Source organism: Bradyrhizobium sp. Arg816 (assembly GCF_029989365.1).
Lineage (GTDB): Bacteria > Pseudomonadota > Alphaproteobacteria > Rhizobiales > Xanthobacteraceae > Bradyrhizobium.
This window is the reverse complement of record NZ_JAPRAQ010000006.1, coordinates 1-23,069: the sequence shown is the minus strand read 5'-3', so window position 1 is coordinate 23,069 and position 23,069 is coordinate 1. Positions and strand designations below refer to the sequence as shown.

Below are 23,069 nucleotides of genomic sequence, written 5' to 3'. Positions count from 1 at the left end.
GGCGTCAGCCAGTTCCGCCGCGAAGATTGGCGAGACGGTCGAGCGCGCCTTGCAGGATGAAGATCGCGGCGTGCTCGTCGATCACCTCGGCGCGCTTGGCGCGGCTGACGTCCATGCCGATCAGCTCGCGCTCGACCGCGGCGGTCGACAGACGCTCGTCCCAGAGGCCGATGGGGAGTGTGGTCAGCCCAGCAAGGTTGCGGGCGAAGGCGCGGGTCGATTGCGCGCGCGGGCCCTCGCTGCCGTCCATGTTGATGGGCAGGCCGAGCACGAAGCCGACCGCCTTGCGCTCGGCCGCGATCGCGAGCAACCGCGCCGCGTCCTGCTTGAACGCCTTGCGCTGGATGGTTTCGACGCCGGTCGCCAACCGCCGGTCCGGATTGGACACGGCAACACCAATGGTCTTGGTGCCGAGGTCAAGGCCGACCAACCCGCCGCGTTCGGGCCAGTGGGTTGCAGCATCGATCAGGGGCAGGATAAGAGCCGGCATGGGACTAGCGCTTATCACGCGTCGCGCTGCGGAGTGAACCCGGAACATGGATGCGCTGACATTATTCGGTCTGTTCGCCGTGACGGCGATGCTGGTCTGCTATGCCCTGGAGGATCGCAGCCATTGGTTCGTGCTGCTGTTCGCAGTGTCCTGCGCGCTCGGCTCGGCTTACGGCTTCCTGCAAGGCGCCTGGCCGTTTGGCCTCGTCGAGGCGATCTGGGCCTTCGTTGCATTGCGGCGCTGGCATCTCAGGCCGCGGTGACGGAGAGGCCGGGCGAGGGGCCTGCCGGGTGGCAGGCGGATCCCCGCCCGGGTCGACGTATCGGTCAGCGGATGGCGATCGGGTTGATCATCGCCTGCACGCCGCCGGTCCAGCGCGGCTGGCCGAGCACGAACAGGAATTCATAGCCCTTGTCTTTGGCGAGCGCGGCGGTGTCCATGTTCTCGAGAATGTAGGTCCCGTTCATCGCGAGCAGGATCTGGTGCACCTCGAACACGTTCTTGGACTCGAACGGCAGCACCTCGAGCGCCCAGGTGTCCGCCCCGATGGCGACCACGCCCTTGCCGGTCAGGTACTTCGCGCCTTCGACGCCGAGACCGGGCTCGCCGGCCGAGTAGCGCTTGTCGTCCTTGCCGATCAGGCTGAGCCAGCCGGTGTGGAAGATGACGACGTCGCCCTGGCGGATCTCGACGTTCTGCTGCTTGGCGGCTTCCTCGATCTCCTTGACGTTGAAGGCGGTGCCTTCCTTCACGATGTCGGTTTTGAAATAGGCGGCCATGTCGAGCAGCACGCCGCGGGTGACCATCGGCGGCACCTTTTCGATGCCGAGTTTCTTCAGCCCGTTCGGATCGGCGAAATCGGCGAGCTTGTTGCCGTTGTAATAGACGTGCTCGACGCCGAGATGGCCGAGACCGTCGAGCTGGCTGCCGATGCCGACCCACGTGTCGAGGATGTCGTCGTTATAGGTCGCCTTGTTCGGACCGAGGCCCGGGCTGCCCGCCTGTCCCGGCTGAACGATGGTGAGCTTGAACGTGCGCGGCGGATATGCGGGCGTCTGGGGCGTGACGGGAATGCCGAGGGCGTAGGTCTTGCCGGTCTTCACCAGCGATGCCGCTTTCACCACCAGCTCAGGCGTCATGTAGTTGGCGGCACCGATCTCGTCGTTCGGTCCCCATTTCGATTTGGTCCAGTCTTGTGCGCTTGCAGTTCCTGATATCGCCGACAACGCGGCGACACAGCACAACACGAGCGTATTGCGCATCGTTAGTCCTCCCGATGTTTTGGCTTCGTTATGTTTTCGCGCTGGCCAGCGACTCATCCTAACGTAGAACGGATGCGTGCTTCAAAGCTTTTCGAAGTGCTGCGCTGCGGCGGCTGAACGCAGCGCAGATTGATTCAAGCGCGATGGATTGTGACGAATTTCGTCGCGTGGAACACTGCGCCGGCGTCAGGCCGCGATGACGTCGTTGTCTTTCTTCAGGCAGGACATGAAACCGCTGAGCGCGCTGTATTGATGTCCGCCGCTGCGCTGGATGAAGAGCGTCTCGACGCGCGCATGTGACGGGCCCAGCGCGTGGATCGACACGCTGCCGGCCATCGCGCTGCGTTCGACCACGGCGCGCGGCAGCAGCGTCACGCCCATGCCGGCGGCGACACAGCCGATCATGCCGTCGAGCGTGCCGAGCTCGAAGCGTGCCGCCGACGGCCAGCCGAACTCGACAAAGATCTGTTCGAGACGCTGGCGGTAAGTGCAGCCGGTGCGGAACACCAGCGCGGTCGGACCGGACTCCGGCGTGCCGGCGCGCAGCTCGGCAAGCGAGGCCCAGCGCCGCGCGCTGACCAGCACCAGCTCTTCACGAAACGCGCTCGTCGCAGTGAGGTCGGCATGTGCGATGGGACCCGCGACGAAGGCACCGTCGAGCGTGCCTTCGAGCACGCCCGCGACGAGGTCGGCGGTGGTCGCGGTGCGCAGGCTCAGCCGCACGGCAGGGAAGTTGCGGTGGAAATCGGCGAGGAGGGACGGCAACCGCACGGCTGCGGTCGTCTCCATCGAGCCGATCGCGAGCGGTCCCTTCGGCTCGCCGTCGTCACGCGCGGCGAGCACGGCCTCGCGTGATAGCGCGGCCATCCGCTGTGCGTAGGGGAGGAGGCGTTTGCCGGCGCCGGTCAGCGTCATGCCACGGCTGTGGCGTTCGAACAGCGGTGTGCCGATCTCCGCTTCCAGCGCCTTCACGCGTTGGGTGACGTTGGATTGCACCGTGTTGAGCTCTTCGGCGGCGCGGGTGATGCCGCCGGTACGAGCGACCGCGGCAAAGGTCTGGATATCGCTGAGTTCCATGGTGGCGTCGTTTCGCTTTTGTGATGGCAGCGTTCGCAACAATTCATTTTTCGAGAATGCTAGTCGCGCCTAGTCTCCCTGTCCAGATCAGGGAGGGGCTATGCCCATTGAGACGTCGCTGACCAGGCTGCTGGAGATTGAGCATCCCATCCTGCTGGCGCCGATGGACATCGTTGCCGGCAGCCGGCTTGTGACGGTTGTGAGCCGTGCCGGCGGTTTCGGCATTCTGGGCGGCGGCTATGGCGAGAAGGTGTGGCTGGAGCAGGAGACTGCGAAGCTCGCGCGCTTGTCGGCGCCATTCGGGATCGGCTTCATCACCTGGAGCCTCGCCAAGCGGCCCGAGCTGCTCGATGTCGCTCTTGCCGCAAGACCGTCTGCGATCATGTTGTCGTTTGGCGATCCCGCGCCATTCGCGCCGAAGATCAAGTCCGCAGGCGCACGCCTGATCTGCCAGGTGCAGGACGAAGCCATGGCGCGGCAGGCGCTCGATGCCGGCGCCGACATCCTGATCGCGCAGGGCACGGAGGCGGGCGGTCACGGCGCCTCCCGCACCACCGCCGATCTCGTGCCTGCAATCGTCGACCTTGCCGCGGGCCACGTGCCTGTCGTCGCGGCCGGCGGCATCGCCGACGGGCGCGGTCTCGCCGCCATGATGATGCTGGGCGCGAGCGGCGTGCTGCTCGGCACGCGCTTCTATGCGAGCCAGGAGGCTGATGGCGCGGAGGAGGCCAAGCGGCGTATCTGCGCAGCGAACAGCGGCACGACCGTGCGCGGCATCATCTTCGATCTCTCGCGCAACAATGTCTGGCCGGCGCCGTTCACGGGAAGGTGTCTGGTCAACGACCATGCTAGGCGCTGGATCGGCCGCGAGGTCGAGCTGATGCAGAATGTTGCCGCAGTCGCGGCGGACTATGTCGCGGCAAAGGCCGCCGGCAATTTCGACGTCGCGGCGGTGATCGCGGGCGAGGCGGTCGGATTGATTCATGATATTGCACCGGCGGCCGAGATCGTGGAGCGGATTGCGATTGAAGCGGAGCAGCTTTTGGCTGGCGGTCGGAATTCCGTGACAGCGCCGCAGATTCTTTCACCCTCCCTTGGAGGGGGAGGGTCGCTACGCATGTAGCGAAGCGAAATGCGTGGCGGGGTGGGGTGATCTCTCCACTCGGGCAGCGTCTCAATGGAGAGACTGTCACCCCACCCCGCTCACGCTTCGCGCGATCGACCCTCCCCCTCCAAGGGAGGGTGAGAACGAACTAACGAGAGAGACGCACCATGTGGCCTGACCGTCGACTGATCGATCTCTTCAAGACCGAATTCCCCATCGTGCTGGCGCCGATGGCCGGTGTGATGGATGCCGAGCTGGTGATCGCCGTGGCAGAGGGCGGCGGGCTCGGCTCGCTGCCGAGCGCGTTGCTGTCGCCGGAGAAGGCGCGCGAGCAGGTCAACATCATTCGCCAGCGCGTGAAGGCGCCGGTGAACATGAACTTCTTCTGCCACACGCCGGTTGACCTCACCGCTGAAGCCGAAGCGCGCTGGAAGCAGCGGCTCGCGGGCTATTACACCGAGCACGGTCTCGATCCCGCCGCGCCCATCAACGCCGCGAACCGTGCGCCGTTCGACGCCGCCTTCTGCGAGGTCGTCGAGGAGCTGAAGCCGGAAATCGTCAGCTTTCATTTCGGTCTGCCCGAGCAGGCGCTGCTCAAGCGCGTCAAGGCGGCCGGCTGCCTCGTCATCTCGTCGGCCACGACGGTGAAGGAAGCAGTCTGGCTGGAAGAGCGCGGCGTCGATGCCGTCATTGCGCAAGGCGCCGAGGCCGGCGGCCATCGCGGCATGTTCCTGACCGACAAGATCTCCGAGCAGCCCGGCACCTTTGCGCTGGTGCCGCAGGTCGCCGACGCCGTGAAGGTGCCTGTGATCGCGGCCGGTGGTATCGCCGACGGGCGCGGCATCGCCGCAGCCTTCGCGCTCGGCGCATCCGGCGTGCAGATCGGCAGCGCCTATCTGCGCTGCCCGGAATCCAAGGTCAGCGCGGGCGGGCGCAAGGCGCTGGCTGAAGCGCGGGACGATTCCACCGTCATCACCAATGTCATGACCGGGCGTCCGGCGCGCGGCGTCCAGAACCGCCTGATGCGCGAAGCCGGCCCGATCTCGCCCGAGGCGCCGCCGTTTCCCCATGCCGCGACCGCGCTGGGGCCGCTCAAGGCGGCTGCCGAAAAACAGGGCAGGGTGGATTTCACCAATCTCTGGGCCGGCCAGGCCGTGGCCCTGGGCCGTGAGGTCCCCGCGGCCGAATTGACCCGGGATTTTGCCAAATCGGCCCTGGCCCGCATCAAGGGACTGGCTGGCTAAGGTCCCGCCGCCGGTTGCGGCGCAAAACCGGCCTCTGCTATACGGCAGTTAGATTTTGCCGTGAGAGGCCTTATATAATGTCCGTCGACGCCACTACCGTCCGCCGCATCGCGCATCTGGCGCGCATTGCGGTTTCCGAGGACGAGGTTCCGCATCTGCAGGGTGAGCTCAACGCCATGCTCGCCTTTGTCGAGCAGCTCTCGGAGGTCAATGTCGAGGGCGTGGAGCCGATGACCTCGGTCACCCCGATGCAGATGAAGAAGCGGCAGGATTTGGTCAATGACGGCGAGATCGCCGACGATATCGTTGCCAACGCGCCCGCGACCGAAGGTCACTTCTTCCTGGTGCCGAAGGTCGTCGAGTAACATCTCAATTCAGGACGCTGTCCGATGTGCATGCTTTGCGACGATGAGAAGGCCTATCAGGCCTACATGAACTATCTCGACAAGATGGAGCGGCAGGGCAAGGCTGCCGATCCCAACGTCGCCGTCAATGCCGTGCTCGACGAGATCGAGGCCGCCGCGAACGCCGCCGCCAAGAAAAAAGACGACCCGGCCAACGACAAAACCCTGTCTCCGTTCTTCTGCAGCCCGATCAATAAATGACCGATTTGACATCGCTGACGCTCGCCGAGGCCCGCAAGGGTCTCGCGGCAAAAACTTTCACGTCGCTCGAGCTGACCGACGCGCATCTGAATGCGATCGAAGCCGCACGTGTGCTCAATGCCTTCGTCATGGAGACACCCGATCGCGCGCGTGACATGGCGAAGGCCGTGGACGAGAAGATCGCCAAGGGTGAGGGCGGTCCACTCGCCGGCATCCCGCTCGGCATCAAGGACCTGTTCGCGACCAAGGGCGTGCGCACCACGGCGTGCTCGAACATCCTCGGCAATTTCGTGCCGACCTATGAGTCCACCGTCACCTCGCAGCTCTGGCGCGACGGCGCCGTGATGCTCGGCAAGCTCAACAATGACGAGTTCGCGATGGGCTCGGCGAACGAGACCTCCTGCTTCGGTCCCGTCGGCAATCCCTGGCGGCGCGAGGGAAGCAACACGACGCTGGTGCCGGGCGGCTCGTCCGGCGGCTCGGCCTCGGCCGTGGCGGCGCTGCTGTGCATGGGTGCGACCGCGACCGACACCGGCGGCTCGATCCGTCAGCCGGCCGCGTTCACCGCGACCGTCGGCATCAAGCCGACCTATGGCCGCTGCTCGCGCTGGGGCATCGTCGCCTTCGCCTCCTCGCTCGACCAGGCCGGTCCGATCGCGCGCAGCGTGCGCGATAGCGCGATGCTGCTGCGCTCGATGGCCGGGCACGATCCGAAGGACACGACGTCGGTCGACATTGCCGTGCCGGACTATGAGGCCGCGATCGGCAAGTCCGTGAAGGGCATCAGGATCGGCATCCCCAAGGAATATCGCCTCGACGGCATGCCGGCCGAGATCGAGAAGCTCTGGAGCGAGGGCGCGGCCTGGCTGAAGGCGGCCGGCGCCGAGCTCGTCGAGGTGTCGCTGCCGCACACGAAATATGCGCTGCCGGCCTATTACATCGTGGCGCCGGCGGAGGCGTCCTCCAACCTCGCGCGCTATGACGGCGTCCGCTACGGACTGCGCGAGCAGGGCAAGAACATCATCGAGCTCTACGAGAACAGCCGCGCCGAGGGTTTTGGCGCGGAGGTGAAGCGCCGCGTCATGATCGGCACCTATGTGCTCTCGGCCGGCTATTACGACGCCTATTATCTGCGTGCGCAGAAGGTGCGGACGCTGATCAAGAAGGATTTTGAGGACTGTTTTGCCAAGGGCGTCGACGCGATCCTGACGCCGGCGACGCCGTCGGCAGCCTTCGGCATCGGCGAGAAGGGTGGCGCCGATCCCGTCGAGATGTATCTCAACGACATCTTCACGGTGACCGTGAACATGGCGGGCCTGCCGGGCATCGCCGTGCCCGCCGGCAAGGACGCGCAAGGCCTGCCGCTCGGCCTGCAGCTGATCGGCCGTCCGTTCGACGAGGAGACGCTGTTCTCGCTCGGCGAGGTGATCGAGCAGGCCGCCGGCCGCTTCACGCCCGCGAGGTGGTGGTGAATGTCGCCGCGTTCATCGCGAGTCTCGACGGCGCGGCGCCCGCGCCGGATCTGAGCGCGCCGCTCGCCGGCCTCTGGTGGGCCGCGAAGGGCGACTGGGATCAGGCGCACAAGATCGTTCAGGACGAGAACAGCCGCGACGCCGCCTGGGTGCATGCCTATCTGCACCGGGTCGAAGGCGATCTCGGCAATGCCGGCTACTGGTATCGCCAGGCCGGCCAACCCGCGGCAAAGGATTCATTGGAGGCGGAGTGGGAGCGGATCGCTGCCACGCTGCTCGGGAGCAGGACATGAGCACGGCCACGCACAAGCTTCTCAAGGGCGCCACCGGCGACTGGGAGATGGTCATCGGCATGGAGATCCATGCCCAGGTGACCTCGAACTCGAAACTGTTCTCGGGCGCGTCCACCACGTTCGGCGGCGAGCCGAACAGCCATGTGTCGCTGGTCGATGCCGCGATGCCGGGCATGCTGCCCGTCATCAACGAGGAATGCGTCAGGCAGGCTGTCCGGACCGGGCTCGGCCTGAACGCGCAGATCAATCTGCGTTCGGTGTTCGACCGCAAGAACTATTTCTATCCGGACTCGCCGCAGGGCTACCAGATCAGCCAGTACAAGTCGCCGATCGTCGGCGAAGGTGAGGTCGTGGTCGAACTGGATGGCGGCAAGACCGCGACCATCGGCATCGAGCGCCTTCATCTGGAGCAGGACGCCGGCAAGTTGCTGCACGACCAGTCGCCAGCCATGTCCTATGTCGATCTCAACCGTTGCGGCGTGGCGCTGATGGAGATCGTCTCCAAGCCCGACATCCGCGACGCCGAGCAGGCCAAGGCCTATGTGACCAAGCTGCGCTCGATCCTGCGCTATCTCGGCACCTGCGACGGCGACATGGAGAAGGGATCTTTGCGCGCCGACGTCAACGTCTCCGTGCGCAAGCCGGGCGCGCCGCTCGGCACCCGCTGCGAGATCAAGAACATGAACTCGATCACCTTCATCGGCCAGGCGATCGAGTACGAGGCGCGGCGCCAGATCGAGATCCTCGAGGACGGCGGTGAGATCGACCAGGAAACGCGGCTCTACGACCCCAACAAGGGCGAGACGCGATCGATGCGGTCCAAGGAAGAGGCGCATGACTACCGCTACTTCCCTGATCCCGACCTGCTGCCGCTCGAGTTCTCACAAAGCTTCGTCGACGAGCTGAAGACAGAGCTGCCGGAGCTGCCGGACCAGAAGAAGGCGCGCTTCGTCGCTGATTTCGGCCTGTCGGCTTACGATGCGAGCGTGCTGGTCGCCGAGCGCGAGAGCGCGGTGTTCTACGAGACGGTGCTGGACACGCTCGGCAACCGCGCCCGCGACGGCAAGATGGCGGCGAACTGGGTGATCAACGAGCTGTTCGGCCGTCTCAACAAGGAAGGCCGGGGTATTACGGACTCTCCCGTCAACGCCGAGCAGTTGGCTGCGATCATCGACCTGATCGGCGAGGGCACGATCTCCGGCAAGATCGCCAAGGATCTGTTCGAGATCGTCTGGCAGGAGGGCGGCGATCCGCGTGCGCTGGTCGAAAGCCGCGGCATGAAGCAGGTCACCGATCTCTCGGCGATCGAGAAGGTGGTCGACGACATCATCGCGGCCAATCCCGACAAGGCCGCGCAGGTCAAGGACAAGCCGCAGTCGCTCGGCTGGTTCGTCGGCCAGGTGATGAAGGCGTCCGGCGGCAAGGCCAACCCGCAGAGCGTCAACGACCTCTTGAAGTCGAAGCTCGGCATCTGACGTCACACATTCGAACGAGGTGACGGATAGCTTCGTCACCTCGCTCCGGTGCGCGCTGCGACGCTCGCGCGCACCCTCGGCGGCAAACTCCATCCCGATCGATGGCGATGCGGCGGCCGAATCGCCGCCACGCGATTCGCGCAAAACGGCGGCTTCCACACGCTCTGACGAGCGCTCGCGCCGTTAAGCATGAAAATAATTTCGTTGCCAAAATCCGCGACTCAGAGTCCGCGCATCGCCTCCGCGGCGCGATCGAGCGCTTTGCTGCGTGCTACATCGCATTGATCACGCGTGATGTGCGCGCGCAGAATAATACTTGCTGCATAGGTTTTTTTGCAATCGCTGCTCTTGCCGACGTCAATGCTGCGAGAAACATTTGCAATCGCAGACGCGTGTTTCTGCGTGTCCGCAAATCAAGCGCGGCTGACGCACGCACACCGCGTCGTCAACACTTCCTTAAGTGAGAAGATGTTTTTTTCGTCGTGTTGGTGTATTCGGGGTGAGTGCATTCGATCCCCGACTGCACGCAGCGATTAAAGCCATCTCACACATCGGAGGGCAACATGGCCAAGAAAGCAAAGAAGGCGAAGAAGGCGAAGAAGGCGAAGAGCGCAGTGAAGAAGACTGCGAAGAAGACCCGCAAGGTCGCCAAGAAGAAGTAACTTCGACTTCTGAAGTTGCCGGCTCCTAGAGCCGGCACGTCATCAGCGCCTTCTAACAGGTTCTGGTCGGCGATAGAGGGTGTCGGCGAGACATCAGGCCAACGGTCGGATCGTTCTCTTTCGCGGGTTCGCTCGCCAAAGTACGGTCCGGCAGAAGAAACAAGTTTTCTTCGTTCGGTGCGGTTCTCCTTCTCAAGGGCTCCGCAATTTCACAAGCGGCCTTCGGGCCAACGTGGAATCTGGTCCTGACGTGTTCGCCGACGCCCTCGTTCTCTTGAGGCCGGGGTATTGCCGGCATTCCCTTTTCCCACATTGCTGATCTGACCGAGACGTGGCCGCGCTGCCTTGGGGCAGGCGAGGGCTGCGGCGAACCGTCGATTGCCGCGACGGCACGCCGCGCAGGCGCAATGCGAAGCCGTCGCTCCGATTCCTGAGTCGCGAGCTTCGCGCCGCACGGGCTGCCGGCCAGGGGGTGGCGCCGCCGCGCGAGGCGCCCGTGTGGCCTTGCCAGCGCGCCCCTCCCACAACGCGCCCCTCCCATGAATTCTAACCGCAGGGCGCGCGTCACCGCGCGCGATGGTTATCGTTCTCCCAAAATCCCAGGGTAAACCGAATCTGACGAATCGCAGAAGTGCCTGCAAAGCGGGGACTTCTTGCATTTGTCGCGCGCGCCCCGTGCGGGGGCGTTTACGTCTGCTTCATCGCGATACTTAAACTGCCATTCAAATTTGCCCGCCATCATCGCCTTCAACAAGCCGGCAAACGGCATGGGGATGAGTTGAACAGTTTTTTGGACGGGAGCCGCGCTCGGGGGAACGAGGCGGCAGAAAAAAAGGGGATGCGTTATGTTTCAGGGTACTTTCGATCTGGAGACGGCGACGCCGATCGACGCGAGCGCGCTGTCGGACGTGCTGTTCGAGCGCGGGATCTATTGGGCGAGCGGCCGCTCCGGCCTCGTCGACCTCGTCGCCGCGCATAAATGGTTCAACCTCGCCGCGCTGAAGGGCCGCAAGGACGCCGTGGCGCTGCGCCAGGAAGTCGCCGGGCAGATGTCGGACGCCGAGATCTCGGCCGCGCAGCGCGACGCGAGGGCGTGGGTCTCGGCTCACTGAGCCGAGAATCGCATCCGCACCCCTGTCTTCATCGGGCAGCCCGATTGCGCGCAATCAAGTTCCTTCATCGTGTCGCCACCTAGACCCGCGCGGCATGACCGAGCCACCGCCCGACGACTACGCTCTGGAACCTGGACGGCCGCACAAGACGGTCCTCTTGCCGGGGATATGAAGGTCCTGGGCCTTCCGTCCCGGCGCGGCTCCGGCGTCTGGTTCTATGTCCGGGCCGGCGAGGCGGTGCTGAACGCGCCCTCGCAGCGGTGGATCCGGCAATCCCGCCGCTGGATGCGGACATATATAGAGAGAGCGAATCGGCTGCGCGTGCCGCGCTGATCCTTGCGCCAGGCTTTCGCAGCCCTCCGGCGGTCGCTTTCAGGTGAAAGAACGCACAGACCTTAATTCTGCCGCTTGCGGCTAGCCGCCGTGTCGGGCATACCCGGCATATTGGAGACGTGGCCGAGTGGCTGAAGGCGGCGGTTTGCTAAACCGTTATAGGCTTGTAAAGGCCTATCGAGGGTTCGAATCCCTCCGTCTCCGCCAGCCGAGCTGTCTGCGCCGGTCTCAATCATCCCCACCATCGATAAAGAGCCTTCGCAGCGCGCCTCGAGCGTTGCCGCGACCATGTCTGCGCCTGGTGGAGAGTCGCGGGAAGACCTGTGTGCCTTCTCCTTGAGTCTCCTTCTGATTCCACGATTCGTGCGCGTCAAAGCCTGTTCAGGCCGGAGTTCCGTCCACAGTGCCTCAGGTGGGGAATTTTGACGGCAAACGGAACCGCCTTAGAAACATAAGTAAAAACAATATGTTGCGAGGGCGCTTCGATCACATCTGCGTGTTATTTGTGCAACACCCTTCGGAAAACAAACGTCATGGGCTCGCTACAGAGCGTTCTCTTGTTGTGTGTGCAAAGACGTTCGGTAATTGTGACTGAGCGACGGAGGGGGGCATCCCGAGGTCGTCCCGTTTTAGGTGGTTCGCTTAAGTCCCTCGCGTTCAGCGGGTGTGTCCGAAGGCGCGAAGCGACTAAGCGGTAAGTTAAGGGACAAGGGAACCAACCTTAGGGTGTCGTCACCCAGCGGATCCGGAACCTTCCCTATAGAGCAAACTTGGAGGTTTAACATGAAGTTGGTTAAGAGCCTTTTGCTCGGTTCAGCGGCAGGTCTGATTGCCGTTGGCGGAGCGCAGGCAGCCGATCTCCCCGTGAAGGCCAAAGCGGTCGAATACGTGAAGATCTGCTCCCTGTACGGTGCCGGATTCTACTACATCCCGGGCACTGACACTTGCATCAAGCTGGGTGGTTACCTGCGTGCTGAAGTCGCGGTCAACGCGACCGATTTCAACGGTAACTTCAGCAGCGTTAACGGTTCCGCGAACCGTCTGACGAACTACTACGTCACTCGTGCCCGTGAAGACTTCAACGTCGACACGCGCACCGCGACCGAATACGGCGTGGTTCGTACCTTCGCCGACGTGGTGTTCTCGTGGACGACGGATAACTACACGGGCAACGGCACCGGCAACGGCTCCACCGTTTACTCGCAGCTCGGCAGCACGGGCGTTGGCGCACCCAACAATGCCACCTCAGGCGCAATCGCCGGCGGTACGCTCGGCGTGTACTACGCCTTCATCCAGTTCGCGGGCTTCACGATGGGTAAAGCTGTTGCCCAGTTCGACGCCCCCTGGACCAACTATCCGGGTAACAACTTCGACGGTCTGACCGGCGGCGGCGGCACGGTCACTGGTGTGAACCAGTTCACCTATACTGCCGACTTCGGTCAGGGCATCACTGCCGCGATTTCGGCGGTGGATCCGACGGCCTACTATCAGAGCAACCTGTACAACACCAGCGCCGGCGTTTCGGTCGCGAATTTTGGTACCGGCGGCTACGGCATCAATGCCTTCGGCGGCACGCGGGCTCCTGACATCCAGGGTATGGTCCGTATTGATCAGGCTTGGGGTCTGTTCCAGTTGTCTGCCGCGGCGCATAACAACCACGTAGCGTACTACGCGACTCCGGGGCTTGTCGGAACCGAAGCAGCCGGTCATCCGGGCGACAAGTGGGGTTGGGCTGTCCAGGCGGCCTTGTCCATCAAGAACATTCCGACTGGTGCGGGCGACGTGATCAACGTCCAGGCGGTCTACACCGATGGTGCGACCCGCTACAACTTCCAGAGCTTGGCTTCGCAGAACTATGCAATGTTCGGCGGTACCAACCTGGCTGGTGCCTATCAGAGCATTGGCCTTGCCGGTGCGGCTGACGGTGTGTTCGCCAACGGAACCGGTATCAACACGGTTACGAGCTGGGGTATGCGCGGCGCCTACACCCACAACTGGGATGCTTACTGGAACACCGCGATCTACGGTTCGTACGCTCAGCTGACGTACAGCAACGGTGGTGCGGCTCTCATTTGCGGCCAACTCGCTACGTTGGGTGCCGCCACTGCGGGTATCACCTCTTGCAACCCGAACTTCAACCTCGGCACGATCGGTCTGATCACCCGCTGGACGCCGGTGAAGAACCTGACCTTCTCGGCGGACGTGGCTTACACCATGCTCGACCAGAAGTTCGCGGGCACGATCAGCACGCTCGCTGCTGGCCCTGCGGCAGTTGTCGCAAAGCCGGGTGCTGTGTACGAGCTGAAGGATCAGAACACGGTCAGCCTGCTGCTCCGCGCTCAGCGCAACTGGTAAGTTCGGTCTAACGACCTGACAGAGAGCCCCGGCGGGAAACCGCCGGGGCTTTTCTTTTGGTGCATGGGCTCGCGAGCCAGCCAGGGTCGGCCGGGCCGGCGCGTCGCTTCCGCGATCGGTCGCTCGCTACGCCTCGGGTCACGGCCGTTGCACAAGAGTCGGCGACTGCTCTGCACGCCATCTCCGGCCGGCGCGCATCTGGTCCCCCGTCGCTTCACTGACACAGCCAGCGAACGATCTCGCCGATTGATCTCGCGGCGGAGGCGAGGGCTTCCCTTCGTTCCGCCACACTCGAAATCGAACGGTTCCGAACTGGCGGATGAGTCCCAGAACTCACGAGGTCGGCGGGCCAATTTCAAGCTACTCAGGCTTGGGCTTCTGGACCCTTGATCTGGATCAATCCGGAGAAGAGCCGCTCCGTTTCTGTACGTCTCACCGTCCGTCAAAGGCCCCACTTTCGAAAGACGCATATCAAGCCAATCGACTCTTCGGGCGGTGTCACGAATCTAGCAACGCAGGCCGCTGATGCACGCGCCCGGGGGGGCGTCATGAATCTGGCTGATACGAAATCGTTGTCTGGCTCCGGACAATGGTCTGAGCATCCAGCAGGTGAGGGGATGCTTTATGTGCCGGGCGGCACGTTTCGCATGGGCTCGGATCGGCATTACCCGGAGGAAGCGCCGGTCCATCGCGTTGCCGTTGACGGATTCGGGATGGATCGCACGCCGGTCACCAACCGCCAATTCCGCCAATTCGTGAACGCGACCGGTTACGTCACTGTCGCCGAAATTACGCCTGATGCGAAGGACTATCCGGGCGCTCTGCCGCACATGCTCAAGGCCGGCTCGCTGGTCTTCACGCCGCCCAAGCGAGCCCTAGATTTGCGCAACTGGGCGCAATGGTGGACGTTCATATTCGGCGCCAACTGGCGCCGACCCTATGGTCCGCGCAGCAACATCAGCGGGCTCGACGACCACCCCGTCGTCCACGTCGCCTACCGCGACGTCGAAGCCTATGCCAAATGGGCCGGCAAGCAATTGCCCACCGAGGCCGAATGGGAATTCGCCGCTCGCGGCGGACTGGACGGCGCGGAATTCGCCTGGGGTGACGAGCAATTCCCCGGCGGCAGGCATATGGCAAACACCTGGCAGGGCAATTTCCCGCACCAGAATCTTGCGGCTGATGGCTTCGAACGCACTTCGCCCGTCGCCGCATTCCCGGCCAACGGTTACGGCCTGCACGACATGATCGGCAATGTCTGGGAATGGACGGCGGATTGGTATTCGCAGAAGCACGAAGCCGACGCCGCAAAAGTCTGCTGCATCCCCAAAAATCCTCGCGGTGGGCCCGAGGGCGCGAGCTACGATTCTTGTCAGCCGACCCTCAGGATTCCGCGCAAGGTGCTTAAAGGCGGCTCGCATCTTTGCGCTCCCAACTACTGCCGCCGCTATCGTCCGGCCGCGCGTCATGCCGAGCCGATCGACACCTCAGCAAGCCATGTCGGCTTCAGGTGCATCATCAGGAAGAGGATCAGATCATGAGTAACGATAGGATTCCGGAAAGGCCTGAGATGAGCACGGGACCAATCGGCGGAGGACTGAAACGCCGCGATCTCTTGTTGAGTGGTAGTTCTCTCGTTGCCGCTTCGGCGCTCTCGGCCGTCGGATTGACGAGCCCGGCACAAGCGCAGCAGCCGGCACCTGCGCCAGCAGCGGCCGGCCAGCGGCCAAACATCGTCTTCATCATGGGGGACGATATCGGCTGGTTCAATATCGGCGCCTACCACCAGGGCATCATGGCAAGCCGGACCCCGAACCTCGACAAGCTCGCCGCGGAAGGCATGCGCTTCACCGACTACTATGCCGAGGCCAGCTGCACGGCAGGCCGCGCCAACTTCATCACCGGAGAACTGCCGATCCGCACCGGGCTTACCACGGTCGGTCAGGCGGGCTCCCCGATCGGCATGCCGGCGCAGGCGCCGACGATCGCGACCGCGCTCAAATCCATGGGGTACACCACGGGGCAGTTCGGCAAGAACCACCTCGGCGACCTCAACGAGTTCCTGCCGACCATGCACGGCTTCGACGAGTTCTTCGGCTATCTGTATCACCTCGACGCCATGGAAGACCCGGCCCACCGCAACTACCCGCAAGCGCTATTGGCCACCGTCGGTCCGCGCAACATGGTTCATTCATGGGCGACCAACGTCGACGATCCGACAGTGCAGACGCGCTGGGGCAAGATCGGCAAACAAAAGATCGAGGACTCCGGACCGCTTTATCCAAAGCGGATGGAGACGGTGGATGACGAGATTCTGCAAACCGCCTTCGCCTTCATCGACAAGGCGAAGCAGGACAACAAGCCGTTCTTCGTCTGGCTCAATCCCACGCGTATGCACGTCGTCACCCATCTTTCGGAAAAATACGAGAACATGCGCAACTCGGAAAACGGCTGGTCGGTTTCTGAGGGCGGGTTCGCCCAGCTCGACGATATCGTCGGCGCCATGATGAAGAAGCTCAAGGATGAAGGCTTCGACAACAACACGATCCTCGCGTTCACAACCGACAACGGCGCGGAGAACTTTACCTGGCCCGATGGCGGCCAGACGCCGTTCGCGGGCGGCAAGGGAACAGCCCTGGAAGGCGGCTTCCGTGTGCCCTGCATGATCCGCTGGCCGGGCAAGGTGCCGGCTGGAAAGGTCGAAAACGGCATTATCTCCGGGCTCGACTGGTTCCCGACCTTCGTCGCCGCCGCCGGCAATCCGAATATCGCGGAAGAGCTGCGGAAGGGAAAGCAACTCGGCGACAAGACCTACAAGGTCTACCTCGACGGGTACAACCAGATGGACCTGATTACCGGAAAAGGCCCGTCTGCCCGCCACTCGATCTTCTATTTCACGGAGGGCACACTGAGCGCGGTGCGCATCGACGACTTCAAGTATCGCTTCACCGATCAGCCTGGTGGCTGGTTGGGCGCAACGGTGAAGGTTGATTTTCCGATAATCACCAATCTTCGGCTTGATCCGTTCGAACGCACGAACCTGCCCGCCGGCGACAAGGGATCATTATGGTTCTTCAACTGGTATGCGTACGAGTTCTGGCGCGGCGTGTATGTGCAGCAGGAGGTCGGCAAGCTCGCTCAGACGGCGATCGAGTTCCCACCGATGCAGAAGGGCGCGAGCTTCAACCTGGAAGCGGTCAAGGAGCAGATCGAGAAGGCCATGCAGTCGCACGCTGGCAAGTAGGATTGCGGTGACGGGCGCCCCAAGCCCGGGAGTGGTGCGAGCTGCCGGTCTGGCCAGCGACATCGGCAGCTCTCGGCGCGCTCCGGGAGTGGGATGGCTCGCCTTGAGGGGCGGGTCAGAGCTTGAGAATATTCCTCGAAGGCTCGAGCCGGACGATGGCGCATGTCCGGCGCTCGCCGCCGATGCTCTCGGCAGCGAATCGAGAGTAGGGCTCTCTCTATTCCACGCTGCCGGCGCCGCGGCGCAGGTCAGCCTCGATCTGCAACCGTGTGCCGCCGCCAAAGCGGGCGCGGTAGACCTGAAGATTCTCCATGATCCGCTGCACGTAGTTGCGCGTCTCGGAGAACGGAATCAGCTCGACCCAGTCGACCGCGTCGACCTTGGGATCGCGCGGGTCGCCGTAGCGGTCGACCCATTTCTTCACGCTGCCGCGGCCGGCATTGTAGGCGGCAAAGGTCATGATGTAGGAGCCGCGGTAGTCCTCGAGCAGTCCGCCGAGCTCGGCCGAGCCGAGCGTGGCGTTGTAGACCGAATCGTTCTTCAGCCGCCCCAGGTCGTAGGTCGCGCCGTGCCGCTTGCAGACGTAACGCGCGGCATCCGGCGTCACCTGCATCAGGCCGTAAGCCTGCGCCGGCGAGACCACGGAGGGGTTGAACGCGCTTTCCTGCCGCGCGATCGCATAGACGATGCTGCGCTCGACCTCGGGGCCGATCGGCGTGAACTGCGGAATGCCGTTGACGGGATAGGCGTAGAAGTCGAAGGGGAGGCCGCGGTTGAGCGCAGCCTTGCCGAGCAGCAGCATGCCGCGCGCGTCGCTGTGGCGCTGGGTGAGCTCGCCGAGGCCCGCGAGCGCCTCCGGATCGCCGTTCTCGCCCATGTCGGCGAGAACAGGTATCGCCATCTCCCGCTCGTCGAGCTCGTAGAGCAGGTGCGCGGCGCGCACGATCTCCAGCCGTTCGGCGCCGCGGCCGCGCGGCTGGCTGTTGAGCTCGATCTGCGGCAGGCCGAGTTTTGCGCGCGCAAGCTGGCCGTAATAGCTGGTGGATTGCTCGGCCGCCCGCGCGTAGGCGTTGCGCGCCTCCTGCTGGCGGCCCGCCGCTTCCGCCGCGCGGCCCTGCCAATAGCCGGCGCGCGCCAGCGTGGTCGGATTGACGCTGCCGACGCCGATGCGGGCGAAATGCTGGGTGGCGGCCGCGGGATCGTTGAGGAAGCGCAGCGCGATCCAGCCCGCGGTGAATTCCTGCTCGGTCTTGTAGATGTCGCGCGAGGGCAGGGCCGCGTCGCGCGCGATCAGATAGGCGCTGCGGAATTCCTCGGTGTCGATCATCTTGCGCGCCAGCAGGCGCCGCTCGATCCACCATTCGTCGAGATTGTAGAGCCGGTTCGGATCCTTCGGCGCCGACAGCATCAGCTGGGCGGCTTCGGCAAACTTCTCCTCGCGACGCAAGAGCTGGATCTTGCTGAAGATGAAGCCGGGATCGTTGTGCAGCTCGCGCGGCACGGCGTCGAGCAGCGCGCGCGCGTTCGGCGCTTTCTTGACGGCGGCGATGCGGGCCTTGGCCAGCGCGACATAGCCGGCGCCGAGGCGCTTCGCGGCGCGGAGCGCGGCTTCGTTCTCGCTGCCATAGAGCAGGGTGTCCATCCGCGCCTTCTGGTCGCCCGGCGTCAGCAGGGCGCCGAACTGGTCGAGCGCGTTGTTCTCGGTCTCCTCCGACATCGGATCACTGCGCCAGGCCTCGCGCACCAGCCGCTCGGCATTGGCGCGGTCGCCGCGCGCCAGCATCGCCTTGGCGAGCGTGAAGCGGCCCTTGGCGGACACAGGCGATTCATTCTCGAACCACGACCAGGCGACCGAATCGTCGCGCCTGTCGTCCCACATCGCGGCCTCGAGGCGCCGGCGCAGGAAGGTCTGTGACGGCCAGCTCGGATTGGCGGAGAGGAAGGCGCGATAGCGTTCCACGGTCGCGCCATTGTCCTCGCTGCGCAGGACGATCCATTCGGCGAGCTTTCGTGCGACCGGATCCGAGATCGAGGCAGCGTAATTGGTGGCGTCGGCCGCCTTGCGCTTGCGCACGAGCTCGATGACGTTCTCGAGCGTGTCCTTGTCGGCTTGCGACGTCGAGGAAGTCGCAGCGACCGCGGCCGGCGTGACTGGCTTGCGCGGCGCGGCGTGCTGGCGGGTCGCCGGCGCAAGCACGGGAGCCGCGACGGGTTTGGCGACGGGCGCCGGGGAAGCAGGTCTCACGGTGGCCGTCACGGCCGGGGCGGGTGCGGGTTTGGGGGGCGAGCCGTTGGCGGCCGGCTGTGATTTTGGCGCGGCGGCTGCGGGCTTGGGCTTGTCCTTGGCGGGTTCCTTGGCGGGTTCCTTGCCGGCGTTCTTGCCAGCATCCTTGGCGGCGTCCTTGCCAGGTTTCTTCGCGGCATCCTTGGGCGCGGCGGGAGCTGCTCCCTTGCTCGCGCCCTTCGGTGCTTCCTTGCCGGTTCCCTTCGCTGGTTGCTTCGGTGTTTCCTTGGCTGTTTCCTTGGCTGATCCCTTCGCGGCGTCCTTGGCCGCCGGCTTCGGGGTGTCCTTGGCCCCGTCCGCGGTCGTCTCATTGGACTTGGCCAGGGCGGCGCAGCCGACCGACAGCCCCGCCATGAGGCAGACGGCCAGGGCGGTGGATCGCCATGCGGAACGAGGGAAGGAGGTCACGGCGTTTGGTCGCCCCGAATCAGTCAGTTGGCTCAAGACCTAGCTGTATTCGCTTGAATATGCGGACAAAATACCAACAGCTGCTTACCTTTGCCCAGTTTGCACCACCACCGCGGCAAAATCGCGGCCTAAACGGTGCGTCACACGGAAGCGGGTCTTTTACCGGCGGGATAGACCCGATATGAATGCAGCTTGCTCAAGAGATAGCCGCGTACGGAGGAAGTCCATGGCAGCCAAGACGAAATTCCGGGGATCGTTCACCGCCTTGGTCACGCCGTTCAAGAACGGCTCGCTGGACGAGGCGGCGTTCCGCTCGCTGGTCAACTGGCAGATCTCGGAGGGCACCAACGGCCTGGTCCCGGTCGGCACCACCGGCGAGAGCCCGACGCTCAGCCATGACGAGCACAAGAAGGTCGTCGAATGGTGCATCGCTGAAGCCAAGGGGCGCGTGCCCGTGGTCGCGGGTGCCGGCTCCAATTCGACGAAGGAGGCGATCGAGCTCGCGCAGCACGCCGAGAAGGCGGGCGCGGACGCCGTGCTGGTCGTGACGCCCTATTACAACAAGCCGACCCAGGAAGGGATGTACCAGCACTTCAAGGCGATCAACGATGCGATCGGCATCCCGATCATCATCTACAACATTCCGCCGCGCTCGGTGATCGACATGTCGGTCGACACCATGAAGCGGCTGTGGGAGCTGAAGAACATCGCCGGCGTCAAGGACGCCACCGCCAGCATGGTCCGCGTCTCGCAGCAGCGCGCGGCGATGGGCGAGGATTTCAACCAGCTCTCCGGCGAGGACGCGACCATCCTCGGCTACATGGCGCATGGCGGCCACGGCTGCATCTCGGTGACCTCGAACGTCGCGCCGCGCCTGTGCTCGGAATTCCAGGCTGCCTGGGCGAAGGGCGACACCAAGGCGGCGCTCGCAATCCACGACAAGCTGATGCCGCTGCACAACAACCTCTTCATCGAGAGCAATCCGGCGCCGATCAAGTACGCGATGTCGCTGCTCGGTAAGCTGGACGAGACGCTGCGTCTGCCGATGGTTCCGGTCACCGAGCCGACGCGCGTTGCCGTGCGCAACGCGATGGTTCATGCTGGGCTGATCAATTGATTTAGCCAACCGGGGGGCCGTTCATGAGCGTCGACGAGAAGGGCAGGAAGATGCTCACGGAGTTTCGCGAATTTGCCATGAAGGGCAACGTCGTCGATCTCGCGGTCGGCGTCATCATCGGCGCGGCCTTCGGCGCCATCGTCACGTCGCTGGTCGGTGACATCATCATGCCGATCATCGGCGCCGCGACCGGCGGCCTCGACTTCTCGAACTACTTCGCCCCCTTGTCGAAGGCGGTGACCGCCACCAACTTAGCGGATGCGAAAAAGCAAGGTGCAGTGCTCGCTTACGGCAGCTTCCTGACGCTGACGATCAACTTCATCATCGTCGCCTTCGTGTTATTCTTGGTGATCCGCGCCATGAACACGCTGAAGCGCAAGGAGGAGGCGGCGCCTGCGGCTCCGGCAAAACCGTCGGCCGAGGTCGAGCTGCTGACCGAGATCCGCGATCTCCTCAAGAAGTGACGCGCGCGCTTCATCCGAGCTGTTAGCTTACGCGCGTATCTCGATCAGGTTTGTTGTCCGGGTTTTTTAGGTCATGGCCGATAAGAACGAACGTCCTATCAAGGTCATGGCGGAAAATCGCAAGGCCCGCTTCAACTATGCGATCGAAGACACGATCGAGGCGGGCATTGCGCTCACCGGCACCGAGGTCAAATCGATCCGCAACGGCAAGAGCACGATCGCGGAGTCCTACGCCGATTCCAAGGACGGCGAGATCTGGCTGATCAACGCCACCATTCCCGAATATCTCCAGGGCAACCGCTTCAATCACGAACCCAAGCGGCCGCGAAAACTGCTTCTGCACCGCAAGCAGATCAACAAGCTGATGGGCGCGGTCGACCGCGAAGGCATGACGCTGATCCCGCTCAAGCTCTATTTCAACGAGCGTGGGCGGGCCAAGCTGCAGCTGGCGGTTGCAAAGGGCAAGAAGCTGCACGACAAGCGCGAGTCCGAGAAGAAGCGCGATTGGAGTCGGGAGAAGGGTCGGCTGTTGCGGGCGAGGGGATAGCGGCAAGAGGACGGGATGACTCAGAAGAACCTGCTCGAGGTCGATTGGAGCCAGATTCCCGCACCCGCCGACGACGGCGGCGCAGCGCATCTCAAGGGCACGACGCTGCCGGCGATCAGCCTGCTTGCCACCGACGATACGTCCGTGAATCTGTCAGCGCTCTCCGGCCGGACCGTGGTGTTCGCCTATCCGCGCACCGGCGAGCCCGGCAAGATCGGGCTGGTCGACGATTGGGACATGATCCCTGGCGCGCGCGGTTGCACGCCGCAGACTTGCGCGTTTCGTGATCTGTTTGCCGAGCTGAAAGCCGCCGGCACCGCCCAGGTGTACGGCCTCTCGACCCAGAGCAACGCATACCAGACCGAGATGGCGTCGCGGCTGCACCTGCCGTTCCCGGTGCTGTCGGACGAGAAGCTGGCGCTGACGCGCGCCCTCAATCTACCGACCATGGAGGTCGCTGGCCTCACCTTGATCAAGCGGCTTGCGCTGATCATCGACGATGCCGAGGTCACGCATGTGTTCTATCCGGTGTTTCCGCCCGACCGGAACGCCGGCGATGTGCTGGACTGGCTGAAGGCCAATCCAGCCGAGCCCTAGTCCAGGTCGGCCTTCACCTTCGCGAACACGCTGCGGAACATGTCCGTCGTCAGCACGCCGGTGTTCGTGTTGTAGCGCGAGCAATGATAGCTGTCGTAGAGCCTGAATGCGCCGGCCTGATGCACGGCGCCGTGGCCGAAGGGAGCTTGCGAGGCCTTCAGGTTCAGCGGCTTGAGCACCGTGTCGTGCGCAATCCGTCCGAGCGCGACGATGGCGCGCAGCTTCGGCATCGTCGCGAGGGTAGCCCCGAGGAACTGGCGGCAGGTGTTGATCTCGACCGGCAGCGGCTTGTTCTGCGGCGGAACGCAATGCACGGCATTGGCGATCCGGCAGTCGACCAGCTTCAGGCCGTCGTCGGGCCGCGCCTGATAGGTGCCCTTGGCGAAGCCGTATTCGAGCAGCGTGGCGTAGAGCAGGTCGCCGGCATAGTCGCCGGTGAAGGGGCGGCCGGTGCGGTTGGCGCCCTGCATGCCTGGCGCCAGGCCGACGATGAGCAGGCGCGCCTTGATGTCGCCGAAGGGGGGGACCGGGGCGTTGTGCCACAACGGCTCGCGCGCGCGGTTCGCCTCGCGAAAGGCGACCAGGCGCGGACAAAGCGGACAGTCGCGGTCGGGAACGAGGGTGAGAGGCTGGCGGCTTGACCGGGCCGCCTCACTCCTCGAAGTCGTCATCGCCCCTCGGCGCCATCGTGGTCGCGCGCTGGAGGAACTGCGGGGCGTGATGGCGTCCCTCGCCACGCTCGCCGCGGTCACGCGGGGCGGGGCGTTCGGACGGGTCGCGGCCGAGCTTGGATTGCAGCTCGACGAGGTCGGTGAAGACGTCGGCCTGGCGGCGCAACTCGTCGGCGATCATCGGCGGCTGGCTTGCGATGGTGGAGATCACGGTGACCCGGACGCCGCGGCGCTGGACGGCTTCGACCAGGG

General features: G+C 64.2%; 21 protein-coding genes, 1 tRNA gene and 1 pseudogene. 17 read left to right on the top strand and 6 right to left on the bottom strand.

Annotated elements, in window-relative coordinates; translation table 11 throughout:
- Positions 1-4 precede the first annotated feature (4 nt).
- Positions 5-490: a Holliday junction resolvase RuvX gene (gene ruvX / locus OWC48_RS16220; protein ID WP_282520907.1), complete on the bottom strand. Its 486-nt coding sequence runs from the start codon at positions 488-490 to the stop codon at positions 5-7.
- Positions 491-536: 46 nt separating this feature from the next.
- On the opposite strand from ruvX, the gene OWC48_RS16215 reads away from it, so the two are divergent.
- The gene (locus OWC48_RS16215; RefSeq protein ID WP_028155062.1) at positions 537-752 is read left to right on the top strand and encodes a hypothetical protein; all 216 of its coding nucleotides are present in this window, start codon (positions 537-539) and stop codon (positions 750-752) included.
- Positions 753-816: 64 nt separating this feature from the next.
- Here the strand turns inward: OWC48_RS16215 and OWC48_RS16210 are convergent, their stop codons facing one another.
- Together OWC48_RS16210 and OWC48_RS16205 are read right to left on the bottom strand one after the other, a co-directional pair.
- Entirely contained in the window at positions 817-1,752 is a 936-nt protein-coding gene (locus OWC48_RS16210; RefSeq protein WP_282520906.1) for a cyclase family protein, read from the bottom strand.
- A 186-nt stretch (positions 1,753-1,938) separates the two neighbouring features.
- Positions 1,939-2,829, bottom strand: coding sequence for a LysR family transcriptional regulator (locus tag OWC48_RS16205; RefSeq protein ID WP_282520905.1), 891 nt, complete (start codon positions 2,827-2,829; stop codon positions 1,939-1,941).
- 100 nt (positions 2,830-2,929) lie between these two features.
- Here OWC48_RS16205 and OWC48_RS16200 point away from each other — a divergent pair, with 100 nt between their 5' ends.
- The 12 genes from OWC48_RS16200 to OWC48_RS16145 all read left to right on the top strand — a co-directional run bounded on the left by OWC48_RS16200 (position 2,930) and on the right by OWC48_RS16145 (position 16,729).
- A complete protein-coding gene (locus tag OWC48_RS16200) occupies positions 2,930-3,952 on the top strand; it encodes a nitronate monooxygenase family protein (protein ID WP_282520904.1) in 1,023 nt (340 codons plus the stop codon).
- A gap of 149 nt (positions 3,953-4,101) precedes the next feature.
- A complete protein-coding gene (locus OWC48_RS16195) occupies positions 4,102-5,178 on the top strand; it encodes a nitronate monooxygenase family protein (RefSeq protein WP_282520903.1) in 1,077 nt (358 codons plus the stop codon).
- A 77-nt stretch (positions 5,179-5,255) separates the two neighbouring features.
- Positions 5,256-5,543 (top strand): Asp-tRNA(Asn)/Glu-tRNA(Gln) amidotransferase subunit GatC, encoded by a 288-nt coding sequence (gene gatC, locus OWC48_RS16190; RefSeq protein WP_084807678.1) that lies wholly within the window; start codon positions 5,256-5,258, stop codon positions 5,541-5,543.
- A gap of 24 nt (positions 5,544-5,567) precedes the next feature.
- Positions 5,568-5,783 (top strand): hypothetical protein, encoded by a 216-nt coding sequence (locus tag OWC48_RS16185; RefSeq protein WP_014494728.1) that lies wholly within the window; start codon positions 5,568-5,570, stop codon positions 5,781-5,783.
- Entirely contained in the window at positions 5,780-7,255 is a 1,476-nt protein-coding gene (gene gatA, locus OWC48_RS16180) for an Asp-tRNA(Asn)/Glu-tRNA(Gln) amidotransferase subunit GatA (protein WP_282520902.1), read from the top strand. The genes OWC48_RS16185 and gatA overlap by 4 nt, the downstream gene beginning before the upstream one ends.
- Positions 7,246-7,548 carry a hypothetical protein gene (locus OWC48_RS16175; protein ID WP_282520901.1) on the top strand — a complete coding sequence of 101 codons (303 nt, stop codon included), beginning with the start codon at positions 7,246-7,248 and terminating at the stop codon, positions 7,546-7,548. Before gatA ends, OWC48_RS16175 begins: the two co-directional genes overlap by 10 nt.
- Positions 7,545-9,023, top strand: a complete 1,479-nt coding sequence (gatB, locus tag OWC48_RS16170) for an Asp-tRNA(Asn)/Glu-tRNA(Gln) amidotransferase subunit GatB (RefSeq protein WP_282520900.1) — start codon at positions 7,545-7,547, stop codon at positions 9,021-9,023. Before OWC48_RS16175 ends, gatB begins: the two co-directional genes overlap by 4 nt.
- A 1,507-nt stretch (positions 9,024-10,530) precedes the next feature.
- Positions 10,531-10,797 (top strand): hypothetical protein, encoded by a 267-nt coding sequence (locus OWC48_RS16165; protein WP_212432215.1) that lies wholly within the window; start codon positions 10,531-10,533, stop codon positions 10,795-10,797.
- Positions 10,798-11,243: 446 nt separating this feature from the next.
- Positions 11,244-11,337, top strand: a tRNA-Ser gene (locus OWC48_RS16160).
- A gap of 576 nt (positions 11,338-11,913) precedes the next feature.
- Entirely contained in the window at positions 11,914-13,485 is a 1,572-nt protein-coding gene (locus tag OWC48_RS16155; protein ID WP_282520899.1) for a porin, read from the top strand.
- A gap of 548 nt (positions 13,486-14,033) precedes the next feature.
- Positions 14,034-15,026: a formylglycine-generating enzyme family protein gene (locus tag OWC48_RS16150; protein ID WP_404979772.1), complete on the top strand. Its 993-nt coding sequence runs from the start codon at positions 14,034-14,036 to the stop codon at positions 15,024-15,026.
- A 29-nt stretch (positions 15,027-15,055) separates the two neighbouring features.
- A complete protein-coding gene (locus OWC48_RS16145; RefSeq protein WP_282520897.1) occupies positions 15,056-16,729 on the top strand; it encodes an arylsulfatase in 1,674 nt (557 codons plus the stop codon).
- Positions 16,730-16,946: 217 nt separating this feature from the next.
- On the opposite strand, the gene OWC48_RS16140 is transcribed toward OWC48_RS16145, so the two are convergent.
- Positions 16,947-19,367: a lytic transglycosylase domain-containing protein gene (locus OWC48_RS16140; RefSeq protein WP_282520896.1), complete on the bottom strand. Its 2,421-nt coding sequence runs from the start codon at positions 19,365-19,367 to the stop codon at positions 16,947-16,949.
- Positions 19,368-19,647: 280 nt separating this feature from the next.
- On the opposite strand from OWC48_RS16140, the gene dapA reads away from it, so the two are divergent.
- From dapA to OWC48_RS16120, 4 genes are all read left to right on the top strand, one after another.
- A complete protein-coding gene (gene dapA, locus OWC48_RS16135; RefSeq protein WP_282520895.1) occupies positions 19,648-20,538 on the top strand; it encodes a 4-hydroxy-tetrahydrodipicolinate synthase in 891 nt (296 codons plus the stop codon).
- Positions 20,539-20,588: 50 nt separating this feature from the next.
- Complete coding sequence (mscL, locus tag OWC48_RS16130; protein WP_404979781.1) at positions 20,589-21,002, top strand: large conductance mechanosensitive channel protein MscL; 414 nt, start codon at positions 20,589-20,591, stop codon at positions 21,000-21,002.
- 73 nt (positions 21,003-21,075) lie between these two features.
- Positions 21,076-21,549, top strand: a complete 474-nt coding sequence (smpB, locus tag OWC48_RS16125; protein WP_008133025.1) for an SsrA-binding protein SmpB — start codon at positions 21,076-21,078, stop codon at positions 21,547-21,549.
- Between the two features lie 15 nt (positions 21,550-21,564).
- Positions 21,565-22,146, top strand: a complete 582-nt coding sequence (locus tag OWC48_RS16120; RefSeq protein WP_282520893.1) for a peroxiredoxin — start codon at positions 21,565-21,567, stop codon at positions 22,144-22,146.
- Here OWC48_RS16120 and OWC48_RS16115 read toward each other — a convergent pair.
- A complete protein-coding gene (locus OWC48_RS16115; protein ID WP_085399881.1) occupies positions 22,143-22,817 on the bottom strand; it encodes a uracil-DNA glycosylase in 675 nt (224 codons plus the stop codon). The genes OWC48_RS16120 and OWC48_RS16115 overlap by 4 nt on opposite strands.
- Positions 22,798-23,069, bottom strand: a pseudogene (locus OWC48_RS16110) (NYN domain-containing protein); the annotation flags it as partial. The gene OWC48_RS16115 and the pseudogene OWC48_RS16110, both read right to left, overlap by 20 nt.